This is a genomic window from Amycolatopsis marina, from assembly GCF_900111885.1.
GTDB lineage: Bacteria > Actinomycetota > Actinomycetes > Mycobacteriales > Pseudonocardiaceae > Amycolatopsis > Amycolatopsis marina.
This window is the reverse complement of sequence record NZ_FOKG01000016.1, coordinates 113,822-134,053: the sequence shown is the minus strand read 5'-3', so window position 1 is coordinate 134,053 and position 20,232 is coordinate 113,822. Positions and strand designations below refer to the sequence as shown.

Sequence of the window (20,232 nt, the reverse complement as noted above, 5' to 3'; positions counted from 1 at the left end):
GATTTCGACAAGAGAGGACGGGGAATGAAGCCGGACTTGTTCAAACGATCGCGAGCAGTGCTGACTGCTGTACTGGCGGGGGCATTGTGCGTCAGCGCCGGTGTGGCGCAGGGTGCCCCGGACGTCGACCCAAAGCCGCACCAGGACCCGATGTGGCGGATGGTGCCGAAGATAGTCAAGGACATCGACTCGCCGATCATTCCCGACAGAAACTACCAGGTCACCGATTTCGGTGCCGTGGGCAATGGCGAGACCGACGCCCGGCCGGCGATCATGGCGGCGGTCGAGCAGGCAAGTGAGGATGGCGGCGGCCGGGTCGTGCTGCCGTCGGGCACGTGGCTGAGTAACGGTCCCATCCATCTTGAGAGCAATATCGACCTGCACGTGAGCGACGGTGCGCACCTGCTGTTCAGCCCAGACCCTGCCGACTACCTGCCGGTGGTGCGGACACGGTGGGAGGGAACGGAGATGTACGGCTACTCGCCGCTCATCTACGCGGCCGACGTGCACGACGTCGCGATTACCGGAACGGGCGTGATCGACGGCAATGAGGACAGCGAGTTTCACACTTGGCACGACAAGCAGGAGCCGGATCAGCTCGCGCTGCGGCAGATGGGCTTCGACGGTGAGCCGCTGGAAGAACGCCAGTTCGGCGAAGGGCACTTCCTTCGGCCGAGCATGATCCAGTTCTTCGGCGCGGAGCGGGTCCTGCTCAGCGACTACACCGTGAACAACTCACCCTTCTGGATCAACCACCTCGTCTATACCGATGACGCGGTGGTGCGAGGCCTGACGGTGGACAGCCACTACGCCAACAACGACGGAGTGGACGTGGATTCCAGCACGAACGTGCTGATCGAGGACAACGTCTTCCGCACGGGCGACGACTCGGTCGTGGTGAAGTCGGGGCGTGATCTCGATGGACGCACGATCGGCAGGCCGAGCGAGAACGTCGTGGTCCGCGACAACGACATGGGTGGCGAGGACGGTATCGCGCTCGGCAGTGAAATGTCAGGCGACATCCGGTATGTCTTTTTCACCGACAACGTGCTTCGGTCGGGCGCGTCGGTGATCCGCTTCAAGGGAAACCTGGACCGCGGCGGAACGGTGGAGCACATTCGAGTCCGCAACATGCGCGTGGAGTCTTTCGAGAATTTGATCTGGTTCCAGCTGGACTACCCGGGTGAACTGGGCGGCAACTTCCCGCCCACTTACCGTGACATCGTGTTCTCGGACTTCATTGTGGAGAGCGCGAACACAGTTTTCGAGGCACACGCACCCGATGCGCAGCCGCTGCAGGACGTGACGCTGAGAAACATCGAGGTGAAGAAGGCGGAGACTCCATTGATCATGGAGAACGTACAGAATCTGGTTTTCGACAATCTCACGGTCAACAACGAACGTATCGACGGGACGATGAGCTGGCAGACTGTTCCTGACTAGTTGCCCTCGACGGGCATCCGCGCGGTCCGGCGCTCTGGTTTCGGGCCGCGCGGTTACTCGTGGCGAACTCGGCCTCGGCCGCCATCGTTCCACATTCGTTGGCAACAGTGCAGCTTTCCGCGCTGTACTCGGTTCAGGAACAGTTCGTCGACACGCCGACGCGGGAAAAGGACAGTCCCTCGGGGACGCGGCCAACATCTCCTATTCGACCATGCAGGGCTACATGGAGCGCGACGCGACCCAGCAGGCGATCCGGGAGTTCCTGCGGTCCCAGAACCAATACTGGTCCTCGGGCGAGAGCGCAGGACGGTATAACGCGGTCCACCCGAACGGCGACGGCAAGCGCGAGATCCCGGAATGCACCGAGATGTTCGTCGACTAAGGCGTGGCGCTACTACGAAGTGAAGACAAAAATTTTGGATCAAGGAGGCAGGATGCGTTCCGGATCTTCGGTTGCGGCACTCGCGATCGTCGCACTGACCGCCGGGGGAGTTGCCGCCCCGGCGATCGCCTCGCCTCCCGACGACATGCCGGTGCCTGCCTGTGCGGGGGTAGCGCGGTCAACTCTCGCGCAGATGAGCCTGAAGCACCGAATCGGCCAACTGGTGATGTCGCAGCCCAGTAGCGGGGGCTCGATGCCCGGCGACGGGGTTCGCAGGCAGATCGAGGAATGGGGATTCGGCTCGTGGATCATCCAGAATCGGGGCGGGGCAGCCGACAATGTCGCTCGGTACACGAACCAGATGCAGTCCTGGGCAGCCGAGTCCGGGACCGGTGTGCCGCTGTTGATCGGCGCGGACATGGAGAACGGTGCCGAGCAGCAGGTTCCTGATGCCACACCGATCGCTTACCCGATGGGACTCGGCGCGACGAGGAACGTCGAGGACAGCGCCACCGCCGGTGAAATCACGGGGGCCGAGGCGGCGGCGATGGGGGTCAACTGGAATTTCATGCCGGTCGCCGACGTGAACACAAATCCTGCGAACCCGGTGATCGGCGTGCGGTCCTTCGGAGAGGATCCGGACCTCGTGGCCGAGCACGTGACGGCCTATGCCGTGGCACAACAGGAGGAGAATGTGCTGGCCTCGGCCAAGCACTTTCCCGGGCACGGCGACACCGCCACCGACTCGCACCTGGATCTGCCCACGGTGACCTTCGACCGCCAGACTCTCGAACAGGTGCATCTCAAGCCATTCCAGCACGCCATCGACGCCGGGCTCGACTCGATCATGACTTCCCATGTCGTGGTGGAAGCCGTCGACGACGAACTACCGGCGACTCTGTCGCACGACGTACTTACGGGTCTGCTCCGGCAGGACATGGGGTTCGACGGACTGGTGATCACCGACGGGATGGGGATGCGCGCGATCAGTGAACGGTGGGGGACCGGAGACGCCGCGGTGATGGCGATCGAAGCAGGCGCGGACGTGATCCTCGCAGGCGATACCGCCGAGGTGACCGCGAAGGCGATCTACGACTCGGTGATATCCGGCCGAATCCCGGGAAGCCGCATCGATGAGTCTGTGCTGCGAATCCTGCGCACCAAATGTGACTACGGATTGTTCACTGACCGTTGGGCGGACCCGCGAAGCGCCGACGAGGTTGCCGGCAGTGCGCGGCATATGGCCGAGGCCACGCGGATCGGTCAGCGAAGCATCACCATGGTGAAGAACGATGACCTGCTTCCACTCGCCGGCAGCGACGCCGACGTCGCTGTCGTGGGGCCGGAGCAAGCGGAGGAACTAGCCGCGAACCTGGCCGGGCGCGGACTGTCCGTCACGGCTACCGAGACACCACGGCGACCCGGCGCGGAAGCGATCGATGATGCCGCAGACCGAGCACGACAGTCTGATGTGGCCATCGCGCTCACCTACACCTTTTCCAGTATGCCTCCCGAGCAGCAGGAACTCGTCGACGCGCTGATCGCGAACGGCAAGCCGGTGGTCGCGGTATCGCTGGGCATTCCCTACGATCTTGCCGGCACGGAGCAGGCTGGTGCCGCGATCGCGACCTACGCCCTCAATGTCAATGCCGTACTGCCCGAGACGGTTCTGACAGGCCTCGCTGATGTGCTCGTCGGGGACGCCTCACCGGAGGGGCGGCTGCCGGTCACCATCGGCGGCCTCTATCCGTACGGAACAGGCCTCTCCTACTGACGCTCCGACAAGTCGTTCGTCCGCTGGAACACGTAGGGTGAATTGGTTTCGCCTGCGGCCCCAGAATGATCTCTGAAGCGGACGGGGTGCTCACACGAGTGTCCGGTGATACCCGGAACCGGCTCCGTCCAGACGGCGCCTTCTACCTCGCCAGCCCTCGTTCAATCTTGAACCACCCACCGTTCGGGCACTTGTCAGGCGCGGACCGGCACAGGATGCTTAGGGGCGGCCTGCGACGGCGAAGTCGGGAGGTGCCGGGTGAGCGATGTCCCAACGCTGATCGGATCGGTGCGGCGAGCGCTGCACCTGTTGGACGCCGTCGGTGCGAGCGATCGCCCCGCCACGGCCAAAGTGCTGGCGCGCGCCCTCGGGCTACCGTTGCCAACCACGTATCACCTGCTGCGCACACTCGTCCACGAGGACTACCTGCGCAAACTCGACGACGGCTATGTGCTTGGTGACAGGGTGGACGCGCTCGGCAGGCGAGACCCGCGGCTCGCCGCGGTCACCAGAGCCAGGCCGGCGCTGGCAGCACTGCGAGACGAACTGCGCGGTGCTGCCTACCTTTCCCTCTACAACGAGGGCGAGATCGAACTGGTCGACGTCGCCGATGGACCCCGCACCCCCCGGGTGGACCTGTGGGTGGGTGTGCACGAGGCAGGGCACGCTACCGCTTTCGGCAAGTGCATCCTCGCTTGCCTCGACCGCCCCCGCCGGGACGACTACCTGTCACGTCATCGTCTCGTCGACCTGACGCCGCATACGGTGACCGACCGCCGGCTGTTCGAGCAACGGCTGAGCACCACCGGGGGCGTGGCGGCCGAGCGTGAGGAGTACCTGCTCGGCACGGCCTGTGTCGCCGCACCCGTGCACGCTCCGGGGATGCTCGGCGCGGTCGCGATCTCGATGCCCGCCCGCCGCTACGCCTCGGTGGGCACAGATGCCCTCAAGCGCGCCGCCGACCGGGTGGCACGCGCGCTGGTGTTGTCCGCCTGAGTCTTATCACCATCTGAAAACCGTGCCGTTGTCCTGCGAACTCTCCGGCTGGAGAGTGAACCTCTGCGAGCAGGAGGTGTCATGGACGCACAGGCACGACAGGATATGTACCGGATGATGGTGCTCATCCGCACCTTCGAGGAAGCGATTCTGCGCGAGTATCACGCCGACAAGCAGCCGGTGTTCGACATCGGTGCCGGGGCCATCCCCGGCGAGATGCATCTGTCCGCGGGGCAGGAGCCGGTAGCGGCCGGGGTCTGTGCGCACCTGACCACCGATGACGCGGTGACCGCGTCACATCGTCCGCACCATCTGGCCATCGCGCACGGAATGGACATGCGGAAGATGACCGCGGAGATCTTCGGCCGAGTCGACGGCCTCGGTAGGGGGCGGGGCGGGCACATGCACTTGTTCGATCCAGACACTCACTTCTCGTGTTCCGGGATCATCGCCGAAGGCTACCCGCCCGCGGTGGGACAGGCACTCGCGTTCCGAAGGCGCGGCACGGACCGGATCGCCGTCGCGGTCACCGGAGAGGGAGCGGCCAACCAGGGCGGCTTTCACGAATCGCTCAATCTGGCTTCGCTGTGGAAGTTGCCGGTCGTGTTCGTCGTGGAGGACAACGACTGGGGCATCTCGGTGCCGCGCAGTGCCTCCACTTGCGTCACGTCGAATGCGGTGCGTGCTGCCGGCTACGACATGCCGGGGGAGCGGGTCGAGGAAAACTCGGTGGAGGCGGTGCACGAGGCAGCGGGCCGTGCCGTGGCCCGTGCGAGGGCCGGTGAAGGGCCGAGCCTGATCGAGGTGCACACGCTGCGCCTGTGGGGCCACTTCGAGGGAGACGCCCAGGCCTACCGAACCGATCTGGAAGGTGTGCCCGGGCGCGATCCGATCCCGACTTACGAGCAGCAGTTGCGCCGGGAGGGTGTGATCGGCGACGACGACGTGCGCGCGGCCAGGCAGGACGCGGAGCAACGCGTCGAGGACGCGATCGCCTTCGCGCGTAGCAGCGCGGAACCAACGCCGGAGTCAGCCACCGAGTACGTGTTCGCGTAAGGAGCCTGCCATGACCGTCACAGAAGCACCAGCGCCATCACGTCGCAAGCTCACCACGGCCAAGGCCATGGTCGAGGGGATCGCGCAGGAGATGGACCGGGACCCCGACGTGTTCGTCCTCGGCGAGGATGTCGGCGCCTATGGCGGCATCTTCAGTTCCACCACGGGCCTGCTGGAGCGGTTCGGGCCGGAGCGGGTTATCGACACACCGATTTCCGAGACCGCGTTCATTGGCGCCGCGATCGGTGCGGCTGTCGAGGGCATGCGCCCGATCGTCGAACTGATGTTCGTCGACTTCTTCGGGGTTTGCATGGATCAGATTTACAATCACATGGCCAAGATTCATTTCGAGTCCGGCGGCAACGTGAATGTGCCGATGGTGATTTCGACAGCGGTGGGCGGTGGATACTCCGACGGAGCGCAGCACTCGCAGTGCCTGTGGGGCACCTTCGCCCACCTGCCAGGGATGAAGGTGGTCGTGCCGAGTACGCCCGCCGACGCCAAGGGACTGATGGTATCGGCGATTCGCGATGACAACCCGGTGGTCTACATGTTCCACAAGGGAGTCATGGGTTTGCCGTGGATGGCGAAGAATCCGCGTTCCCTGGCACCTGTGCCGGAGGAGGACTACCAGGTGCCGATCGGCAAGGCGAACGTGGTTCGCCCGGGCCGGGACGCGACGATCGTGACCCTCTCACTGTCAGTGCATCGCGCGCTCGACGTCGCCGACGAGATGGCTGCCGACGGCATCGACTGCGAGGTCATCGATCTGCGCAGTCTCGTGCCCCTGGACACCGACACCATTCTCGAGTCGGTGGGACACACCGGTCGATTGCTGGTGGTCGATGAGGACTACCTGTCCTTCGGCCTGTCGGGCGAGGTCATCACCAGGGTGGTCGAGCGCGACCCTGGGCTGCTGAAGGCGCCGCCGGTACGGGTGTGCGTGCCGGACGTGCCCATTCCCTATGCACGATCGCTCGAGTACGCCGTGCTTCCCACGGCCGACCGCATCCGCGACGGCGTGCGCCGACTGGTCGACGCATGACGGAGGTCGCGTTCCCGGCGGTCTCCGCGAAGGACCCGGACGCCGAAGGCACAGTGGCGACCTGGTTCGTGGCCGACGGCGAGCAGGTATCCGAGGGGGATCTGCTCGCCGAGGTCGCGGTCGACAAGGTCGATCTAGAGGTGCCGGCCCCGGCATCGGGAGTGGTGCGGTTGCTGGTGAAGGAGGGTGATGTGCTGCGGCAGGGCAACGTCATCGCCCGGATCGACTAGCGCGCGCACTGCGCGTGGGCTGGCCGTAACGAGCGCCGGTCAACCGATCGGCTGGTGTCGGCCGACGAGCCGTTTGCCGGTGCGGAGCTCGCTTCCGCCTTCGAGGCAAGGGAATCCGGGGACTCGCCGAGGCCGAGGCGGTTCGTGCGTCGGGGGAGTTCGCCGACCGTCCGACGACCGTTGTCCTGGACGACGGCACGCCATCACTATCGCAATTGTCGGCCAGGTTCCGCTGGACACGTTGTGGCACGCGGTCGCGCGTTTCCTACCATCAGCGAGGTCCTGTTTCGAAGCCGACCGAAGCCTCGGGATAGGCGTACCGAACGAGGTTCACGAGATGGTGTTGGGCGGTACTGCGGCCTGGAGTCAGCGAGCGTGCGGCGGAACAAGCCGGCTGTGGAGCACCAGAAAGTCGTGGTCGGTGTACTTCGCAGGCTCGATCTCGGTCCGGGGACCACGGAAGTCCGCTGCGGTTCCGTATCCGTGCTGGATTCCCGGCGCTTGTTCCGCGGTCGCGTCGGTCAGTGTCCACATGTCTTCGGGAGCGCAGCTGCCCTGACGGTTGACGTCGCCGGCGAAGATTGTCGCGGCCCTCGCCGATCGCGAGGCCAGGATCCGCGTCAGTTCCGCACACTGGCCGTCGTTCGCCGCACGAGCCTCTGCCGATCCGCGTGTGCTCAGGTGTGCGCCGCAGACGACGAGGCCGCGTGCCGTGCTCACGCAGAGCCAGCGCCGTTCTTCCCGCCCGGACTGGGCCAGGAACGCCTGGTCCGTCGAGTCCGTGATCTGCTCCTTGGTCAGTACCGCGTTCCCGAAAACCCCGCGCTCCCCGGGGGCGACGCACGGCAGCGGCGCACCGTTGTAGATCACGGTCGCGAACCGGAGGTGGTAGCCGGTTCTTGCCGCGATGTTCTCGGCGTCGCCGCTGCATGCCTCGTTGAGCGTGACTGCGTTCGGTTCGTTGGCCTGGATCTGCGTAACCGTTTCGTCGACCACCTTGGGGTACTCGGTGTCGCCGTAGCAGCCTGCCAGCCCGGAGAGGCACAGGTTCATCTGCATGAGGCTGTACGGTCCGCCGCTGTGTTCCGGGAGATCTACAGCCCCGGCAGGCCCCCAACTAGTCAGCACGGCGATCAACCCCGCCATCAGCAGAACGAAAAGCTTCTTCATCGTTGAGTCCTTTTGCGGCAAGTAGGAAAGGGCAGGCTCACATCCGCGTTATGCGGGTTGTGCGCCAGGCCGGCCGTTTTCGATGACGAAAGTGGCGCGGTTACGAATCGGTGCTCCGGTGCGAGTCACGTAGTCGACGATGCGGAAGTCCGCGGTCCACTCGGTAGGAGTGACGATGTTGCGGACGTATCCCCGCTTTCGGTTGATGAACTTGATGTGCGGGTTCTCCTGCAACTGGACCGGGTCACCGGACCTTTGGTCCTGGCCATCGCCCCCACTGGTGATCGAGGTGCCGACAAGTTCGGTGGCCACGGTGGCCGAGGCGGGATCGTTGAAGTCCGCCTTGACGTCGCAGACGTAGCTGGCGTGTACGTCGCCGGTGAGCACGACCGGGTTGGAGGTTCCCGAGGCGGCGAGGTGGTCGCGCACCTCGTTGCGCTCGACGAAGTATCCGTCCCAGGCGTCGTTGCTGAAGTTGGTTTCCGGTCCTGCGACGAAATCGCGCTGGGAGAAGAACACCTGCTGCGCGAGGACGTTCCACCTGGCTGTCGGGCCTGCCACCGCCTGACGTAGCCAGGACTTCTGCTCGTCGCCGAGAATGGTGCGCGACGGGTCGGTCCGCCGGGCGTCACCCACCTGGTCACTGCGGTACTGCCGGGTGTCGAGCAGGTAGAAGTCCATGAGGTCGCCGAATGTGAGGCGGCGGTAAATCTGTACGTCCGGGCCGTTGGGGCGCTGCGTGCGGCGCAGCGGCATGTGCTCGTAGTAGGCCTGGAAGGCACGCGCCCGGCGTTGACGGAACACCTGTGGGTCGGAGTCCGGCTCGCCGTCTCGCTGTGAGATCTCGTCGGCCCAGTTGTTCTCCACCTCGTGATCGTCGAACACGACCGCCCAAGGGAATGCGGCGTGCGCGGCCTGCAGGTCCGTGTCGGACTTGTACTGGGCGTGCCGAAGCCGGTAGTCGGACAGGGACCGGATCTCTCCGACGGGGTAGTGCCCCCGGCCCAGTTCGCCCTGAGCGCCGCCTTCGTAGATGTAGTCGCCCAGGAAGGCCACCAGGTCGAGGTCCTCCTCTGCCATGTGGGCATAGGCGTTGAAGAACCCGGACGGGTAGTTCTGGCAACTGGCGAAGGCGAAGGCGAAGCGGTCCAGCCGGGAATTCACTGCCGGTGCTGTCTTGGTGCGACCGACGGGGCTGAGGTCCGATTCGGTACGGAAGCGGTAGAAGTACTCGGCGCCCGGGCGCAGCCCGGTCAACTCGACGTGCGCGGAGTGCGCTTCTTCCGGCAGGGTGAGCTCGCTGCCTGCGGCGACGACACGACGGAAGTGCTCGTCCTCGGCTACCTGCCACTGGACCGGGACCGGTCGATCCGGCATCCCACCCCGGCCGTCCTCGGCGAGCGGGTTCGGCGCAAGCCGGGTCCACAGCACGACACCATCGGGGAGTGGATCACCCGAAGCCACTCCCAGGCTGAACGGACCGGTCGGCACCTGTTGCCGGATCGGATCGCTCGCCCACACCGGAAGGGAACCCAGCGCCGACGACGCGCCGAGTGCGGCCACTCCGGCCGCACCGCCCAGCAGCACCCGGCGGCGGGATACCGACCCGGAAGACGACGACGAACCGACCGGGTCTGACATGTGGGCACCTTTCTCGTGGAAATCACAGCTGTCCCACCGAGTAGGGGACGTGACCCATCAAGCCACACTGATCGTGACTCTCCAACCACCAATGAGTGAACGTTTGGATCACTCGTACGGGTGGTCGACCTGATCACATCGTGACACCGGCGACGCACGCAGTTCACCGAGTGCTGCGCCGGCATTCATGCCGGAGGGCTTAGGTGTGCGCTGTACGTTTCAGCGAGCAGAGGAGTGGTTCCCCAATGACGAAACCGCAGGCGGAGACCGGCGACGGGGTCGGGCGACGCGCGTTTCTCCGGGGCAGTGCGGCGGCCGGAGCGGCCTCGGCGTTCCTGGGGTTGATGGGGCACACTGCCCAGGCCGCACCGGCAGGCCGGGCACAGGCCCGTCCGGAGCAGGCGGCCGACAACGGCGGCTACGGGCCGCTGCAGCCCGCACCGGGCGGTGAACTCCTGCTCCCGGCGGGATTCACCTACGTCGCATTCGGACACACCGGGACCCCGATGAGCGACGGCACACCGACCCCGGGTCGGCATGACGGCATGGCCGCCTTCGACGGTGACGACGGCATGATCCGGCTGGTCCGCAACCACGAGCAGAGCGAAGGACCGGCCTTCACCACCCCCAGCTATGACCCCCTTGCCGCGGGCGGTACCACGACCATGGTCTTCGATCCGAAGGAGATGGCGCTGGTCAACACCCATCCGAGCCTGAGCGGAACGATTCGCAACTGCGCGGGCGGGCCCACCCCCTCGGGCACCTGGCTCACGTGTGAGGAAACCTTCACCGGTCTGAACCAGCCCACGCCGCACGGGTACGTGTTCGAAGTTCCCGCAGACGCCGACGGCCCGGTCGACCCCGTTCCGTACAAGCAGATGGGCCGCTTCGTGCACGAGGCGGTGGCTGTCGATCCGGCCACCGGAATCGTGTACGAGACGGAGGACCGAGGCAGCTCCGGCTTCTACCGATTCCTGCCGAACGACCGGGACGATCTCGGTGCCGGTGGGCGCCTGCAAATGCTGGCGATCAAGGACCGACCTCGTTACGACACGCGAATCGGTCAGCATGTCGGGCGGACACTGCCGGTCGAGTGGGTGGACATCGCCGATCCCGATCCCGACAGCAGTGACTCGCTGGCAGTTTTCTACCAGGGACGAGACGCCGGCGGTGCGACGTTCGCCCGGTTGGAGGGTGCGTGGTACGCGAACGGCTCCATCTTCATCAACTCGACCAGCGGCGGCGACGCGGGCCTCGGCCAGGTCTGGGAGTACCGTCCACGAGGTAACTCCGGTGGCCAGCTGGTGCTGGTGTACGAGTCGACGGATCCCGATCTGTTGCAGAGCCCGGACAACATTTGCGTTTCGCCCAACACCGGCGGACTGGTGCTCTGTGAGGACGGGGGCGGCCGTGACTTGCTACGCGGTGTCACCAACCGAGGGCAGATATTCGACGTCGCTGCGTTGAACAGCTCCAACACGAGCGAGCTCGCCGGTGCCACGTTCAGCTCCGACGGGAAGATCCTCTTCTTCAACGTGCAAAGTCCCGGTGTCACCTACGCCGTGACAGGGCCATGGGAAAAGGGCGCCCTCTAGGCTTCGCCGGGGTCCCCGAGCTGTTGTCACGCCCCCGCGGAGTACGGTCAGGGAACCGTGGGGGCGTGACCGGTGCGGCTGGTGCCGCTGTTCGGCAGTGGCGGTCACGACAGAGGCGCTGCCGTGACCTGTGGTCCAGACAGGACGGACTTCATGGCCGAGTCGTTGGGTTGCACGACATCTTCATCCTGATACACAACACGGATTCGTTCACCGAGGCGCTGAGCGCAGGGACAAGTTGGGTCCCGCGCTCGGCCATGCTCGATCGAACGCACCTCGGATGACTTCGGCACCGGCGCGGACGAGTTCCCTGATTTTTCGGCGCACCCCGTCCGGGCCGTCGACGACGACCGGCGGACGTCCACTCGTCAGGGTGTGCGACAGCGAGACCGACGACGTGGTGGCGCGCTGCTGGTCCACCTGCGTGAGCAGCTTGTTCAGCGTCTTCTCCGCACGCTTGCACGCGGCCTTGTCCGTGCCGTCGATCTTCTCGCGGAGATACGAGCGTCTTCCCGTCACGGGGGCCGTGCCCGCGTAGACCACCACGCGGAGGCCCTTGCCGTGGGGCTCGATGCGGCCACGGGAACGGCCCTCGGACCGCGCAGCAGTCATGGCCGTGAATGTACTCGTACCCACGGCCGCACCCAACGATCAACTGAGTTGATCTCTATTCGGTTATAACGCCTGGTCAGGCGCTGTGCCCCCGGTGCGACTCGAACGCACACTGGACGGATTGGCATTCTTTGAGGCAGGAGCGTCAGGAGGACGCTCTGACGTGCAACGTTAGCAGTCGTCGATGGAAGGTGCATCATCCGTCGAGACTCACTTTCAGTCGTAAGCCATGGGGTAGCTCTGGTCGAGAGTGACTGACAGTTAGCCGCCGCCGCTGCACTGCGCCGGTTCAAGTCTGTGTTCGCCGAACTGCCCAACGTTCGGTGGCGCGGGGTCATGGATGCTGCTCTGCGCGTCAGCGCCCACTGGCGACTCGAGACGCTGCCCGCCGCCGTGGCACCCGCCAACGAAGCTATCCGCACACTTCTCGAGGTTCGAGGCCCGCAGCAACTGCGACCTTCTCCGCCGAACACGTTCATGCGGAATCCCCGTCACCCCGGCGCCGCCACTCCTAACTATTGCGCGCTCCGAGAAGTGGCTCAAGGTCGACACCGTCGGCATCTACCGGTGACCGCGCGGTGAAGGCGCGCCGAGTTGCCAGCTAGGAAAGGGTTCGGTCGGCCGCGTAGACCAACGATCCGGCCAGTCGGCCGACGTCACCGACCTCGAAGTAGGACGGTCAGGGGCCCACGATACGAACTAGTCACCGCGCCATACCCCTGCAACGCTGTCTGAAATGCCGGGTTGCCGGAGAGCAGTCTGCCGCGCACGACGCTCTTACAGGCTGCGGTTAGCTCACGATCGTTCGAGGACAACCCAGTGTAGGGTTCGGACCCTTGGCTGGATCCGGTTCGGCGTCAGCGCTAAACGTTTCTCCAGGTCAGGAAGCTGATTTCAAGATCATCAAGTGGTCGAGATCGTCGCCTGGCTCTCTCGGGGAGTTCTCGTCTCACTGCTGGACGACGACGTTGAGGCGCCAACTGCCTCGGCATGACCAGCTGCCGTCCTCCTAGGGCGGTGTCGGTGTCCGATGGTTGAATCACAGTCGTGTAGTTTGGTCGCCAACTGGACGGCAGTAACTGCGACATCTCGGCTTGATCGGCTCGTGAAGTTTCGGTAGAACGTCCGTCCCGGCAGCGACCCAGTTCTGATTTCGGAGGTGGTAGTGGAGTGAACACGAAGCGGAAGGCAGTGGTCCTGCTGAGCGGCGGCTTGGACTCGGCGACGGTTCTGGCGATCGCCCGGGCCGAGGGTTACGAGTGCTACGCGTTGAGCTTTAGGTACGGGCAGCGCCACGAGGTCGAGTTGGCGGCGGCGGGGCGTGTGGCCGAAGCAGGGGGCGCAGCGGCTCATGTCGTGGCTGACATTGATCTGCGCCTGTTTGGTGGGTCGGCGCTGACTGCGGACATCGCAGTGCCGCATCACGATCGGGTGGAAGACCTGGACATTTCGGAGATCCCGGTAACCTATGTGCCGGCCCGCAACACGATTTTCTTGTCGTTCGCGTTGGCGTGGGCAGAGACGCTGGAGGCCAGCGATGTGTTCATCGGGGTGAACGCACTGGATTATAGCGGCTACCCGGATTGCCGAGCGGAGTACATCTCTGCGTACGAGACGATGGCGAACCTGGCGACGAAGGCGGGGGTCGAGGGTCGACAGCAGTTGCGGATCCACACCCCGCTGATCGAGTTGACGAAGGGACAGACGATCGAGCGCGGGCTCGCGTTGGGAGTGGATTATGCGCTTACCCACAGCTGCTATGACCCGACGGAGGATGGTCGAGCATGCGGTTCATGCGACTCGTGCTTGTTACGGAGCAGGGGTTTCGCTGAGGTCGGGTTGACGGACCCGGCATTAGCAACTTCGGCGGGCGCAGCGCGATGACGTACCAGGTGAAGGAGATCTTCTACACCCTTCAGGGTGAGGGGTCCCATGCTGGTCGACCGGCGGTTTTCTGCCGGTTTGCGGCCTGCAATCTCTGGAGCGGACGAGAGTCGAGTCGGGCGTCGGCGATCTGCCAGTTCTGCGATACCGACTTTGTCGGGACGGACGGGCCCGGAGGGGGCGCGTTCCGAACGTCGGCCGACCTGGTGCAGGCAATCACGACGACCTGGCAGGGTGATGCCCATCCGCGCGCGAAGCCGTTTGTTGTGTGCACCGGGGGTGAGCCTTTGCTGCAGGTCGATGGCGAACTGGTCAACGGCTTGCATGATGCGGGGTTCGAGGTGGCTGTTGAGACCAATGGCACGAAGCCTGCCCCGAAGGGGCTGGACTGGATCTGTGTCAGCCCGAAGGCCAACACCGAGTTGGTGCTCACAGCGGGCGACGAACTGAAGCTGGTGTTTCCGCAGGAAGGCGCCGACCCGGCGGGCTATGAGGAGTTGGACTTTCCATCGTTGCTACTGCAGCCGATGGATGGCCCCCACCTGGAGGAGTATACGAAGCGGGCGATCGAGTATTGCCTTGAACATCCGCAGTGGCGACTGAGCGTGCAGAACCACAAGTTCATCGGGATCCGCTAATGGAGATTTTCCGTGAGTTCACGTTTGAAGCAGCGCATCGGCTGCCGCACGTGCCGGAGGGACACAAGTGCGCCCGGCTCCATGGCCATTCGTATCGTGTAACGGTTCATGTCGCCGGCGAGGTCGGCACGGAATCGGGTTGGGTGATGGATTTCGCCGACGTCAAGGCCGCGATCGTGCCCCTGATGGAACAACTCGATCATCACTACCTGAACGAGGTGCCGGGGTTGGATAACCCGACCAGCGAGGTGCTGGCGCGCTGGATCTGGCAACGACTGATCGACGCGTTGCCGCTGTCCCAGGTGATTGTCCGAGAGACGTGCACCTCTGGATGTGTGTACCGGGGCGAGGAGGACTAATGCTGAAGGACGTTCAGGCTGAACCCGACTTCCGGGGTGTCGCCCTCAACGAGGTTGGTATCGACGAGTTGCGGTACCCGCTGTTGGTCGCTGATGGTCAGGGCGGTAAGCGGGAGGTCGTTGCCAGCGTCACCATGTCGGTTAGCCTCGACGCCGATGTCAAGGGTGCACATCTGAGCAGGTTCGTCGACGTCCTGCACACATGGCGTGACCAACTTGGCCCGGACACGGCGCTGGCCATGGTTGATGACTTGCGTCGGCGGATGGGCAGCGCGATCGCCCGGGCTTCACTCACGTTTCCGTATTTCTTGGAGCGACGTGCACCGGTTACTGGCAGTGTCGCGTTCATGGACTACGCCTGCACGCTCAGCATCTCCGCTGAAGCCGACGGCCAGGACCTGATTGAACAAGTCCGGGTTCCGGTTACCAGCGTTTGTCCGTGCAGCAAGGCGATCAGCGATCGCGGCGCCCACAATCAGCGCGGTTGGGTCACTATCCACGCGCGCCCGCGCGATCTGTGTGGAGATCTGTGGTTCGACGACCTGATCGACGTGGCTGAAGCCGCAGGATCCTCACCGGTTTACGCACTGCTGAAACGGCCCGATGAGCGGCACGTCACGATGGCTGGCTACGACAACCCGGTCTTCGTGGAAGACATCGCTCGCGATGCTGCTGGCGCGCTGCACAGTGACGCGCGAATCGCCAGTTACAAGGTGCGCGTAGTCAACGACGAGAGCATTCACAACCACAACGCCTACGCGCAGATCCCATGGACGAATGCGGCCCAACCAAAGAATGGGAGCGCCTCATGACTGCCACGGGGAAAGCTTCGCCGTCAACAGTGCACATCGTGGTGACCTGCACGAACCGCAAACAGGTGCCTGTTCCTGAGCACCTACGCCTTGGGGACCTGCGCGACCGCCAGCCTGGCCCCCGGTTTGCCGCATGGACGCGACGACTCAGCGCCGACGAGCCAGCCATCGCCGCGCGCGACCTGTATGGCGGCGAGCACTGGCGGGCCGCGGCTGGTCTTCCGTCGGTAGTTGGTGATTCGGCGCAGTTGTGGGTGTGCTCGGCAGGGTACGGCCTGGTCAGCGTGGACACTTTGCTGCACCCGTACGCGGCAACCTTCTCAGCCGGAACGCCGGATTCGGTCGGACGCGGAGTTGGTGAGTTGCAGCGGTGGTGGCAGCGGCTGGCCGACTGGCCGGGCCCGATGAGGGGTCAACCCCGATCGTTTGTTGAGCTCGCCCGGCGAGATCCGGAGGCATCGATTGTCGCCGTCATGTCTGAGGCATATCTGCGGGCTTGCGCCGAGGACCTTCGCGCGGCGGCCGCGAAATTATCCGATCCCGATCGGTTTGCCGTTATCGGACCGCCGCGGCTGCGTAGCGATCTTGAGGATCTCCTTGTTCCGGTCACCGCGCGGTTGCGCCCGATGGTGGGGGGTAGTCTGCACGCCTTGCACGCCAAGGCCGCGACGTATTTGATGGCACGCGCTGGCGGTGATGTGACGAGCCGGAAGCGCTTGCGGGAGATTGCACAGCAGGCCGCCGAGGCTGCGCCGGCCGATGGGAGCCGGAAACCGGGAGTGCGGCTGTCGGACGAGGAGGTGCGCGAGTACATCCGGCGCCGGGCCAGCCATGGTCGGCCGAGCGCCACCGTCTTGCTGCGAAGTTTGCGTGATGACGGTATGTCGTGCGAACAGTCTCGGTTCAAACGTCTCTATGAGAACGCGGTCAGTCGGGCGGTGTTGGCCTGATGGGTGTGGGGAAGGGCGCGCAGTTGCTGCGGAGGCGCGCGCTCTGCTTGGCTCAGACCGAGGAGTTCCCGCTGTACGTGTTCACGCTGAAGGCAGAGGAGATCCTCCAGATCGCAGACATTTCCCGCGTCAGCCGGGACGAGGCCGGCACGTTGATCGGCTATCAGCGTCCCGAGGTACGCAACCACATCAAGGAGATCGTGGACTATCTCGACAGCGACTCGCCGGTCTTTCCCAACCCGATCATCATGGCGCTGTCGTCGCGGGTCCAGTTTCAAGCCATCCGCGGCAACCGTATGCCGGGAGACGAACTCGGGATCACGGGAACGGTGACCATTCCGCTGCCGCCCTCGGGAGGCCCGAAGCCAGCGTGGATTGTCGATGGTCAGCAGCGTGCGCTCGCCTTGTCGCGGGTGAAACGGCGCGACTTTCCGGTTGCTGTCACCGCGTTCGTGGCGGACTCGGTCAACCTTCAGCGCGACCAGTTCATCCGGGTCAACAACACGCGACCCTTACCGCGTGGCTTGGTCACCGAACTGCTCCCTGAAGTCGACAGTCCCCTGCCGCCACGCCTGGCGCTGCGCAAGGCACCGTCGGCGTTGTGCGACGTCCTCAACACCGATGAGAAATCGCCTCTGTACGGCATGATAAAGCGGTCATCCACACCGAAGGAGCGGAATTCCAAGGCGGTCATCACCGACACCGGAGTAGTCGCCATGATCCAGGAAAGCCTCTCCAACTCATCTGGCTGCCTCTACCCGTATCGCGACGTCACCCGCAACGAGACCGACTTCGACGGCATCGTGCACGCGCTGACCACCTACTGGGCGGCGGTCCGCGACACGTTCCCCGAGGCGTGGGGCAAGCCAGCCAAGCGCAGCCGCCTCATGCACGGCGCCGGCATCCGTGCAATGGGCCGGTTGATGGATCACATTCTCGCGACCGTTCCTCCCCGCAAGCCCGACGCACCGGAACTCATCCGCAAGCACCTCGAATTGATCGCGTCGCATTGCCACTGGACGTCGGGCGTGTGGGACGGCATCGGGATGCGGTGGAACGAGATCGAGAACGTCAACCGGCACATCCAGGAGTTGTCGAACTACCTCATCCGCCTGTACCTCAACGCCCGGGCGGAGCTGTAATGAAGTTCTTCTTCCCGGACAGCCAAGATCAGGTCGATCCCAGCTTCGACTTCATTACGGAGGAGCGTGATCCGCGGCGGGTGCGTCAACGCGACGACCGTTATGCCCACGAAGTGCTGGCGCCCGCGCCCTATGACGGGGTGCTGGTGTCGAAGACCATTGTGGATGGCACCGCCCGGTCGACGACCGGCAAGTACACGAGCGCGCAGCGGCAACGGCTCTACAGTGAAGGTGCGGAAGCGTTCTTCCGTCTATACAACGGGGCCGATCAACTGACCATCATGGGTGATTGCGGCGCATTCTCCTACCACGCCGAGGCCTACCCGCCCTACACCGTCGATGAGGTCATTGACTTCTACGACGGCTGCGGATTCGACTTCGGCATCTCCGTCGACCATCTGATCTTCGACTATGACCAGGCGATTCCGCGCGAGGACAGCCGTGCCGAGGAGTGGGTGCGACGCCAAGACATTACGCTGGAGTTGGCCGCCGAGTTCAAGGCCCGGTGCCGTACGCGACGGGTCGACTTCACCCCGGTCGGGGTCGCACAAGGCTGGAGTCCTACCTCGTATGCCGACGCGGTGACCAAGCTCCAACAGATTGGGTATCGTCGCATCGCACTCGGCGGAATGGTGCCGCTCAGGACCCGGGACATCCTCAACTGCTTGCGCGCGATCGACGACGTCCGGTACGCCAACACGCAACTGCATCTGCTGGGGATCAGCCGGTGTGACGATGTACGAGCCTTCGCCAGCCACGGAGTGACGAGCTTCGACAGCACTTCGCCGTTCCGGCAGGCCTTCAAGGACGAGCGCGACAACTACTATGCGCCCAACCGCACCTATGTGGCCGTGCGTGTACCGCAAGTCGGCGGCAACACCAAACTCAAGAACCGCATCCAAGCTGGCGAGGTCGACCAAGGCCAAGCAATCAAACTGGAACGCGCGGCTCTGGAGTTATTGCGTCGCTACGACCGCGAGGAGATCGATGTCGAGTCGGTGCTCCAAGCCCTGCACGACTACAGTCTGCTCTGGAACGGCAAAGTCGACCGCACCGAGCAATATCGAACGACCCTCATCGACCGTCCATGGCGGCAGTGCCCCTGCACGATCTGCCGAACGGTCGGTGTCGAAGTCATTCTGTTCCGCGGTTCGGAACGTAACAAACGCCGCGGCTTTCACAACCTCTACGTCTTCGAACAACAGCTTCGGCAGGAACTCGGAAGGGAAGACACGTGACGCGCGCCAAGACCGCCGTACAGGAGACCGCAACAGGGGAGGTCACCGAACTCCGGTTGCCCGCGCTGGAGATCCAACAAGGACCCGGTCGCCGCCTGTATACGTTCGGCATCGACGGCAAACTGATCCCCGAGATAGCCACGGTCTCCCGTGTACGTCGCAACTCGAACACGGAACTACACGGCTACCAGCGCCCCGAGAACCTTGCCCACATCGCAGCCATCCGCCGTTACATCGATACCGACGACAGTCCCATGCTGCCAAACGCGATCGTGATCGCGTTCGACCAGCGCGTACGATTCGAGCGTGGCGACAACGGTGACGCATCCGTCGGCTATGCGATGCAGGGTCACCTCGTCATTCCGATTGCCCCCACGCTCGACGACGTTGACAAGCCAGGTTTCATCGTCGACGGACAGCAGCGATCCGCCGCCATCCGGGACGCACGCAGGGAGTCGTTCCCAATCTGTGTGAGCGGCTTCATCACCGATGAACCCAGCGATCAGCGCTCGCAGTTCATCTTGGTCAACTCCACCAAAGCCTTGCCGAAGGGCCTGATCCACGAGTTGCTGCCCGGCACTGTCGGAACGCTGCCGACGCCGCTCATGGTCCGCCAACTGCCTGCGACACTTCTCGAACGGCTGAACTTCGACATCGGCTCACCGCTATACCGACGGATACAAACCCCGACCAACCCCAGTGGGGTGATCAAGGACAACTCCATCCTGCGGATGCTGGAGAACAGCCTCAGCGACGGTGCGCTCTATAAGTTCCGTGGCGACAACGACCTTCCCAATGTCGGGTTCATGACGACGTTCGTATCCCACTTTTGGACAGCCGTCGCCGAGGTGTTCAGCGAAGCATGGAACAAGAAGCGGCCGCGCGACTCGCGGCTGCTGCACGGCGCTGGCATCGTGGCCATGGGGTTCCTGATGGACGAGATCGCCCGTCGTTTGCCTGAGAACCTTCCCGCCCCCGAGGACTTCGCCGCCGAACTGAAGACGATCAAGGATGACTGTGCCTGGACCGAGGGAGCGTGGCACTTCGCCGATGATAATGTCCGTAAATGGAACGACATCCAAAACACCGCCAAGGATGTCAAACGCCTCACGGATTACCTCCTGAGCAGATACCGTGCCAGAACACAGCAAGCGAGCGGGCGGGGCCGGGCTCGCCGGAACCGGAGCAGGTCGGCGTAGCCAGCCAGGTCCCACTGTGTTGCCGCCGCAGGGCCGCCATGGCAGCGTGGGTGAGCGAAGCTGATC

Annotated in this window: 19 protein-coding genes; 16 read left to right on the top strand and 3 right to left on the bottom strand. The window is 64.4% G+C overall.

Annotation, left to right across the window (positions count from 1 at the left end; genetic code table 11):
* The first annotated feature begins 57 nt into the window (after nucleotides 1-57).
* From BM199_RS24135 to BM199_RS24100, 7 genes are all read left to right on the top strand, one after another.
* A complete protein-coding gene (locus BM199_RS24135) occupies nucleotides 58-1,443 on the top strand; it encodes a glycoside hydrolase family 28 protein (RefSeq protein WP_245788615.1) in 1,386 nt (461 codons plus the stop codon).
* Nucleotides 1,444-1,654: 211 nt separating this feature from the next.
* Nucleotides 1,655-1,825, top strand: coding sequence for a hypothetical protein (locus tag BM199_RS34655; protein ID WP_245788613.1), 171 nt, complete (start codon nucleotides 1,655-1,657; stop codon nucleotides 1,823-1,825).
* Nucleotides 1,826-1,877: 52 nt separating this feature from the next.
* Entirely contained in the window at nucleotides 1,878-3,599 is a 1,722-nt protein-coding gene (locus BM199_RS34650) for a glycoside hydrolase family 3 protein (protein ID WP_245788611.1), read from the top strand.
* Between the two features lie 258 nt (nucleotides 3,600-3,857).
* A complete protein-coding gene (locus tag BM199_RS24115; protein ID WP_091675750.1) occupies nucleotides 3,858-4,595 on the top strand; it encodes an IclR family transcriptional regulator in 738 nt (245 codons plus the stop codon).
* An 81-nt stretch (nucleotides 4,596-4,676) separates the two neighbouring features.
* Nucleotides 4,677-5,651, top strand: coding sequence for a thiamine pyrophosphate-dependent dehydrogenase E1 component subunit alpha (locus BM199_RS24110; protein ID WP_091675747.1), 975 nt, complete (start codon nucleotides 4,677-4,679; stop codon nucleotides 5,649-5,651).
* A 10-nt stretch (nucleotides 5,652-5,661) separates the two neighbouring features.
* Nucleotides 5,662-6,696 carry an alpha-ketoacid dehydrogenase subunit beta gene (locus tag BM199_RS24105; protein ID WP_091675745.1) on the top strand — a complete coding sequence of 345 codons (1,035 nt, stop codon included), beginning with the start codon at nucleotides 5,662-5,664 and terminating at the stop codon, nucleotides 6,694-6,696.
* Nucleotides 6,693-6,926: a biotin/lipoyl-containing protein gene (locus BM199_RS24100; protein ID WP_091675742.1), complete on the top strand. Its 234-nt coding sequence runs from the start codon at nucleotides 6,693-6,695 to the stop codon at nucleotides 6,924-6,926. Before BM199_RS24105 ends, BM199_RS24100 begins: the two co-directional genes overlap by 4 nt.
* Nucleotides 6,927-7,292: 366 nt before the next feature.
* Here BM199_RS24100 and BM199_RS24095 read toward each other — a convergent pair whose 3' ends face one another.
* The gene (locus BM199_RS24095; protein WP_091675740.1) at nucleotides 7,293-8,096 is read right to left on the bottom strand and encodes an exonuclease/endonuclease/phosphatase family protein; all 804 of its coding nucleotides are present in this window, start codon (nucleotides 8,094-8,096) and stop codon (nucleotides 7,293-7,295) included.
* Nucleotides 8,097-8,144: 48 nt separating this feature from the next.
* Nucleotides 8,145-9,737, bottom strand: a complete 1,593-nt coding sequence (locus BM199_RS24090) for an alkaline phosphatase D family protein (RefSeq protein WP_091675736.1) — start codon at nucleotides 9,735-9,737, stop codon at nucleotides 8,145-8,147.
* A 245-nt stretch (nucleotides 9,738-9,982) separates the two neighbouring features.
* On the opposite strand from BM199_RS24090, the gene BM199_RS24085 reads away from it, so the two are divergent.
* Nucleotides 9,983-11,332: an alkaline phosphatase PhoX gene (locus BM199_RS24085; RefSeq protein ID WP_091675733.1), complete on the top strand. Its 1,350-nt coding sequence runs from the start codon at nucleotides 9,983-9,985 to the stop codon at nucleotides 11,330-11,332.
* A gap of 210 nt (nucleotides 11,333-11,542) precedes the next feature.
* Here the strand turns inward: BM199_RS24085 and BM199_RS33980 are convergent, their stop codons facing one another.
* Entirely contained in the window at nucleotides 11,543-11,944 is a 402-nt protein-coding gene (locus tag BM199_RS33980) for a hypothetical protein (RefSeq protein ID WP_091675730.1), read from the bottom strand.
* A 1,170-nt stretch (nucleotides 11,945-13,114) separates the two neighbouring features.
* On the opposite strand from BM199_RS33980, the gene queC reads away from it, so the two are divergent.
* The 8 genes from queC to dbpB (BM199_RS24040) are packed head-to-tail and all read left to right on the top strand — an operon-like array spanning nucleotide 13,115 to nucleotide 20,166.
* The gene (gene queC / locus BM199_RS24075; RefSeq protein ID WP_091675728.1) at nucleotides 13,115-13,828 is read left to right on the top strand and encodes a 7-cyano-7-deazaguanine synthase QueC; all 714 of its coding nucleotides are present in this window, start codon (nucleotides 13,115-13,117) and stop codon (nucleotides 13,826-13,828) included.
* A gap of 8 nt (nucleotides 13,829-13,836) precedes the next feature.
* Nucleotides 13,837-14,466 carry a 7-carboxy-7-deazaguanine synthase gene (gene queE, locus BM199_RS24070; RefSeq protein WP_245788610.1) on the top strand — a complete coding sequence of 210 codons (630 nt, stop codon included), beginning with the start codon at nucleotides 13,837-13,839 and terminating at the stop codon, nucleotides 14,464-14,466.
* Entirely contained in the window at nucleotides 14,466-14,825 is a 360-nt protein-coding gene (gene queD, locus BM199_RS24065) for a 6-carboxytetrahydropterin synthase QueD (RefSeq protein ID WP_091675723.1), read from the top strand. The genes queE and queD overlap by 1 nt, the downstream gene beginning before the upstream one ends.
* Nucleotides 14,825-15,637 (top strand): GTP cyclohydrolase FolE2, encoded by an 813-nt coding sequence (gene folE2 / locus BM199_RS24060; RefSeq protein WP_091675720.1) that lies wholly within the window; start codon nucleotides 14,825-14,827, stop codon nucleotides 15,635-15,637. The genes queD and folE2 overlap by 1 nt, the downstream gene beginning before the upstream one ends.
* Nucleotides 15,634-16,587 carry a hypothetical protein gene (locus BM199_RS24055; RefSeq protein ID WP_218160421.1) on the top strand — a complete coding sequence of 318 codons (954 nt, stop codon included), beginning with the start codon at nucleotides 15,634-15,636 and terminating at the stop codon, nucleotides 16,585-16,587. Before folE2 ends, BM199_RS24055 begins: the two co-directional genes overlap by 4 nt.
* Nucleotides 16,587-17,729, top strand: coding sequence for a DGQHR domain-containing protein DpdB (gene dbpB, locus BM199_RS24050; protein WP_091675717.1), 1,143 nt, complete (start codon nucleotides 16,587-16,589; stop codon nucleotides 17,727-17,729). Before BM199_RS24055 ends, dbpB (BM199_RS24050) begins: the two co-directional genes overlap by 1 nt.
* Entirely contained in the window at nucleotides 17,729-18,967 is a 1,239-nt protein-coding gene (dpdA, locus tag BM199_RS24045) for a tRNA-guanine transglycosylase DpdA (protein ID WP_091675715.1), read from the top strand. The genes dbpB (BM199_RS24050) and dpdA overlap by 1 nt, the downstream gene beginning before the upstream one ends.
* Nucleotides 18,964-20,166, top strand: a complete 1,203-nt coding sequence (gene dbpB, locus BM199_RS24040) for a DGQHR domain-containing protein DpdB (protein WP_091675712.1) — start codon at nucleotides 18,964-18,966, stop codon at nucleotides 20,164-20,166. The genes dpdA and dbpB (BM199_RS24040) overlap by 4 nt, the downstream gene beginning before the upstream one ends.
* The last annotated feature ends 66 nt before the right edge of the window (nucleotides 20,167-20,232 follow it).

Bases quoted from the DNA above. Each gene is read 5' to 3' on its own strand.
- BM199_RS24105 (WP_091675745.1), top strand. From the start codon at position 5,662: ATGACCGTCACAGAAGCACCAGCGCCATCACGTCGCAAGCTCACCACG.
- BM199_RS24055 (WP_218160421.1), top strand. From the start codon at position 15,634: ATGACTGCCACGGGGAAAGCTTCGCCGTCAACAGTGCACATCGTGGTG.
- BM199_RS24085 (WP_091675733.1), top strand. From the start codon at position 9,983: ATGACGAAACCGCAGGCGGAGACCGGCGACGGGGTCGGGCGACGCGCG.
- BM199_RS34655 (WP_245788613.1), top strand. From the start codon at position 1,655: ATGCAGGGCTACATGGAGCGCGACGCGACCCAGCAGGCGATCCGGGAG.
- dbpB (WP_091675717.1), top strand. From the start codon at position 16,587: ATGGGTGTGGGGAAGGGCGCGCAGTTGCTGCGGAGGCGCGCGCTCTGC.
- folE2 (WP_091675720.1), top strand. From the start codon at position 14,825: ATGCTGAAGGACGTTCAGGCTGAACCCGACTTCCGGGGTGTCGCCCTC.
- dpdA (WP_091675715.1), top strand. From the start codon at position 17,729: ATGAAGTTCTTCTTCCCGGACAGCCAAGATCAGGTCGATCCCAGCTTC.
- BM199_RS24100 (WP_091675742.1), top strand. From the start codon at position 6,693: ATGACGGAGGTCGCGTTCCCGGCGGTCTCCGCGAAGGACCCGGACGCC.
- BM199_RS24090 (WP_091675736.1), bottom strand. From the start codon at position 9,737: ATGTCAGACCCGGTCGGTTCGTCGTCGTCTTCCGGGTCGGTATCCCGC.
- BM199_RS24110 (WP_091675747.1), top strand. From the start codon at position 4,677: ATGGACGCACAGGCACGACAGGATATGTACCGGATGATGGTGCTCATC.
- BM199_RS24095 (WP_091675740.1), bottom strand. From the start codon at position 8,096: ATGAAGAAGCTTTTCGTTCTGCTGATGGCGGGGTTGATCGCCGTGCTG.
- queD (WP_091675723.1), top strand. From the start codon at position 14,466: ATGGAGATTTTCCGTGAGTTCACGTTTGAAGCAGCGCATCGGCTGCCG.
- BM199_RS34650 (WP_245788611.1), top strand. From the start codon at position 1,878: ATGCGTTCCGGATCTTCGGTTGCGGCACTCGCGATCGTCGCACTGACC.
- BM199_RS33980 (WP_091675730.1), bottom strand. From the start codon at position 11,944: ATGACTGCTGCGCGGTCCGAGGGCCGTTCCCGTGGCCGCATCGAGCCC.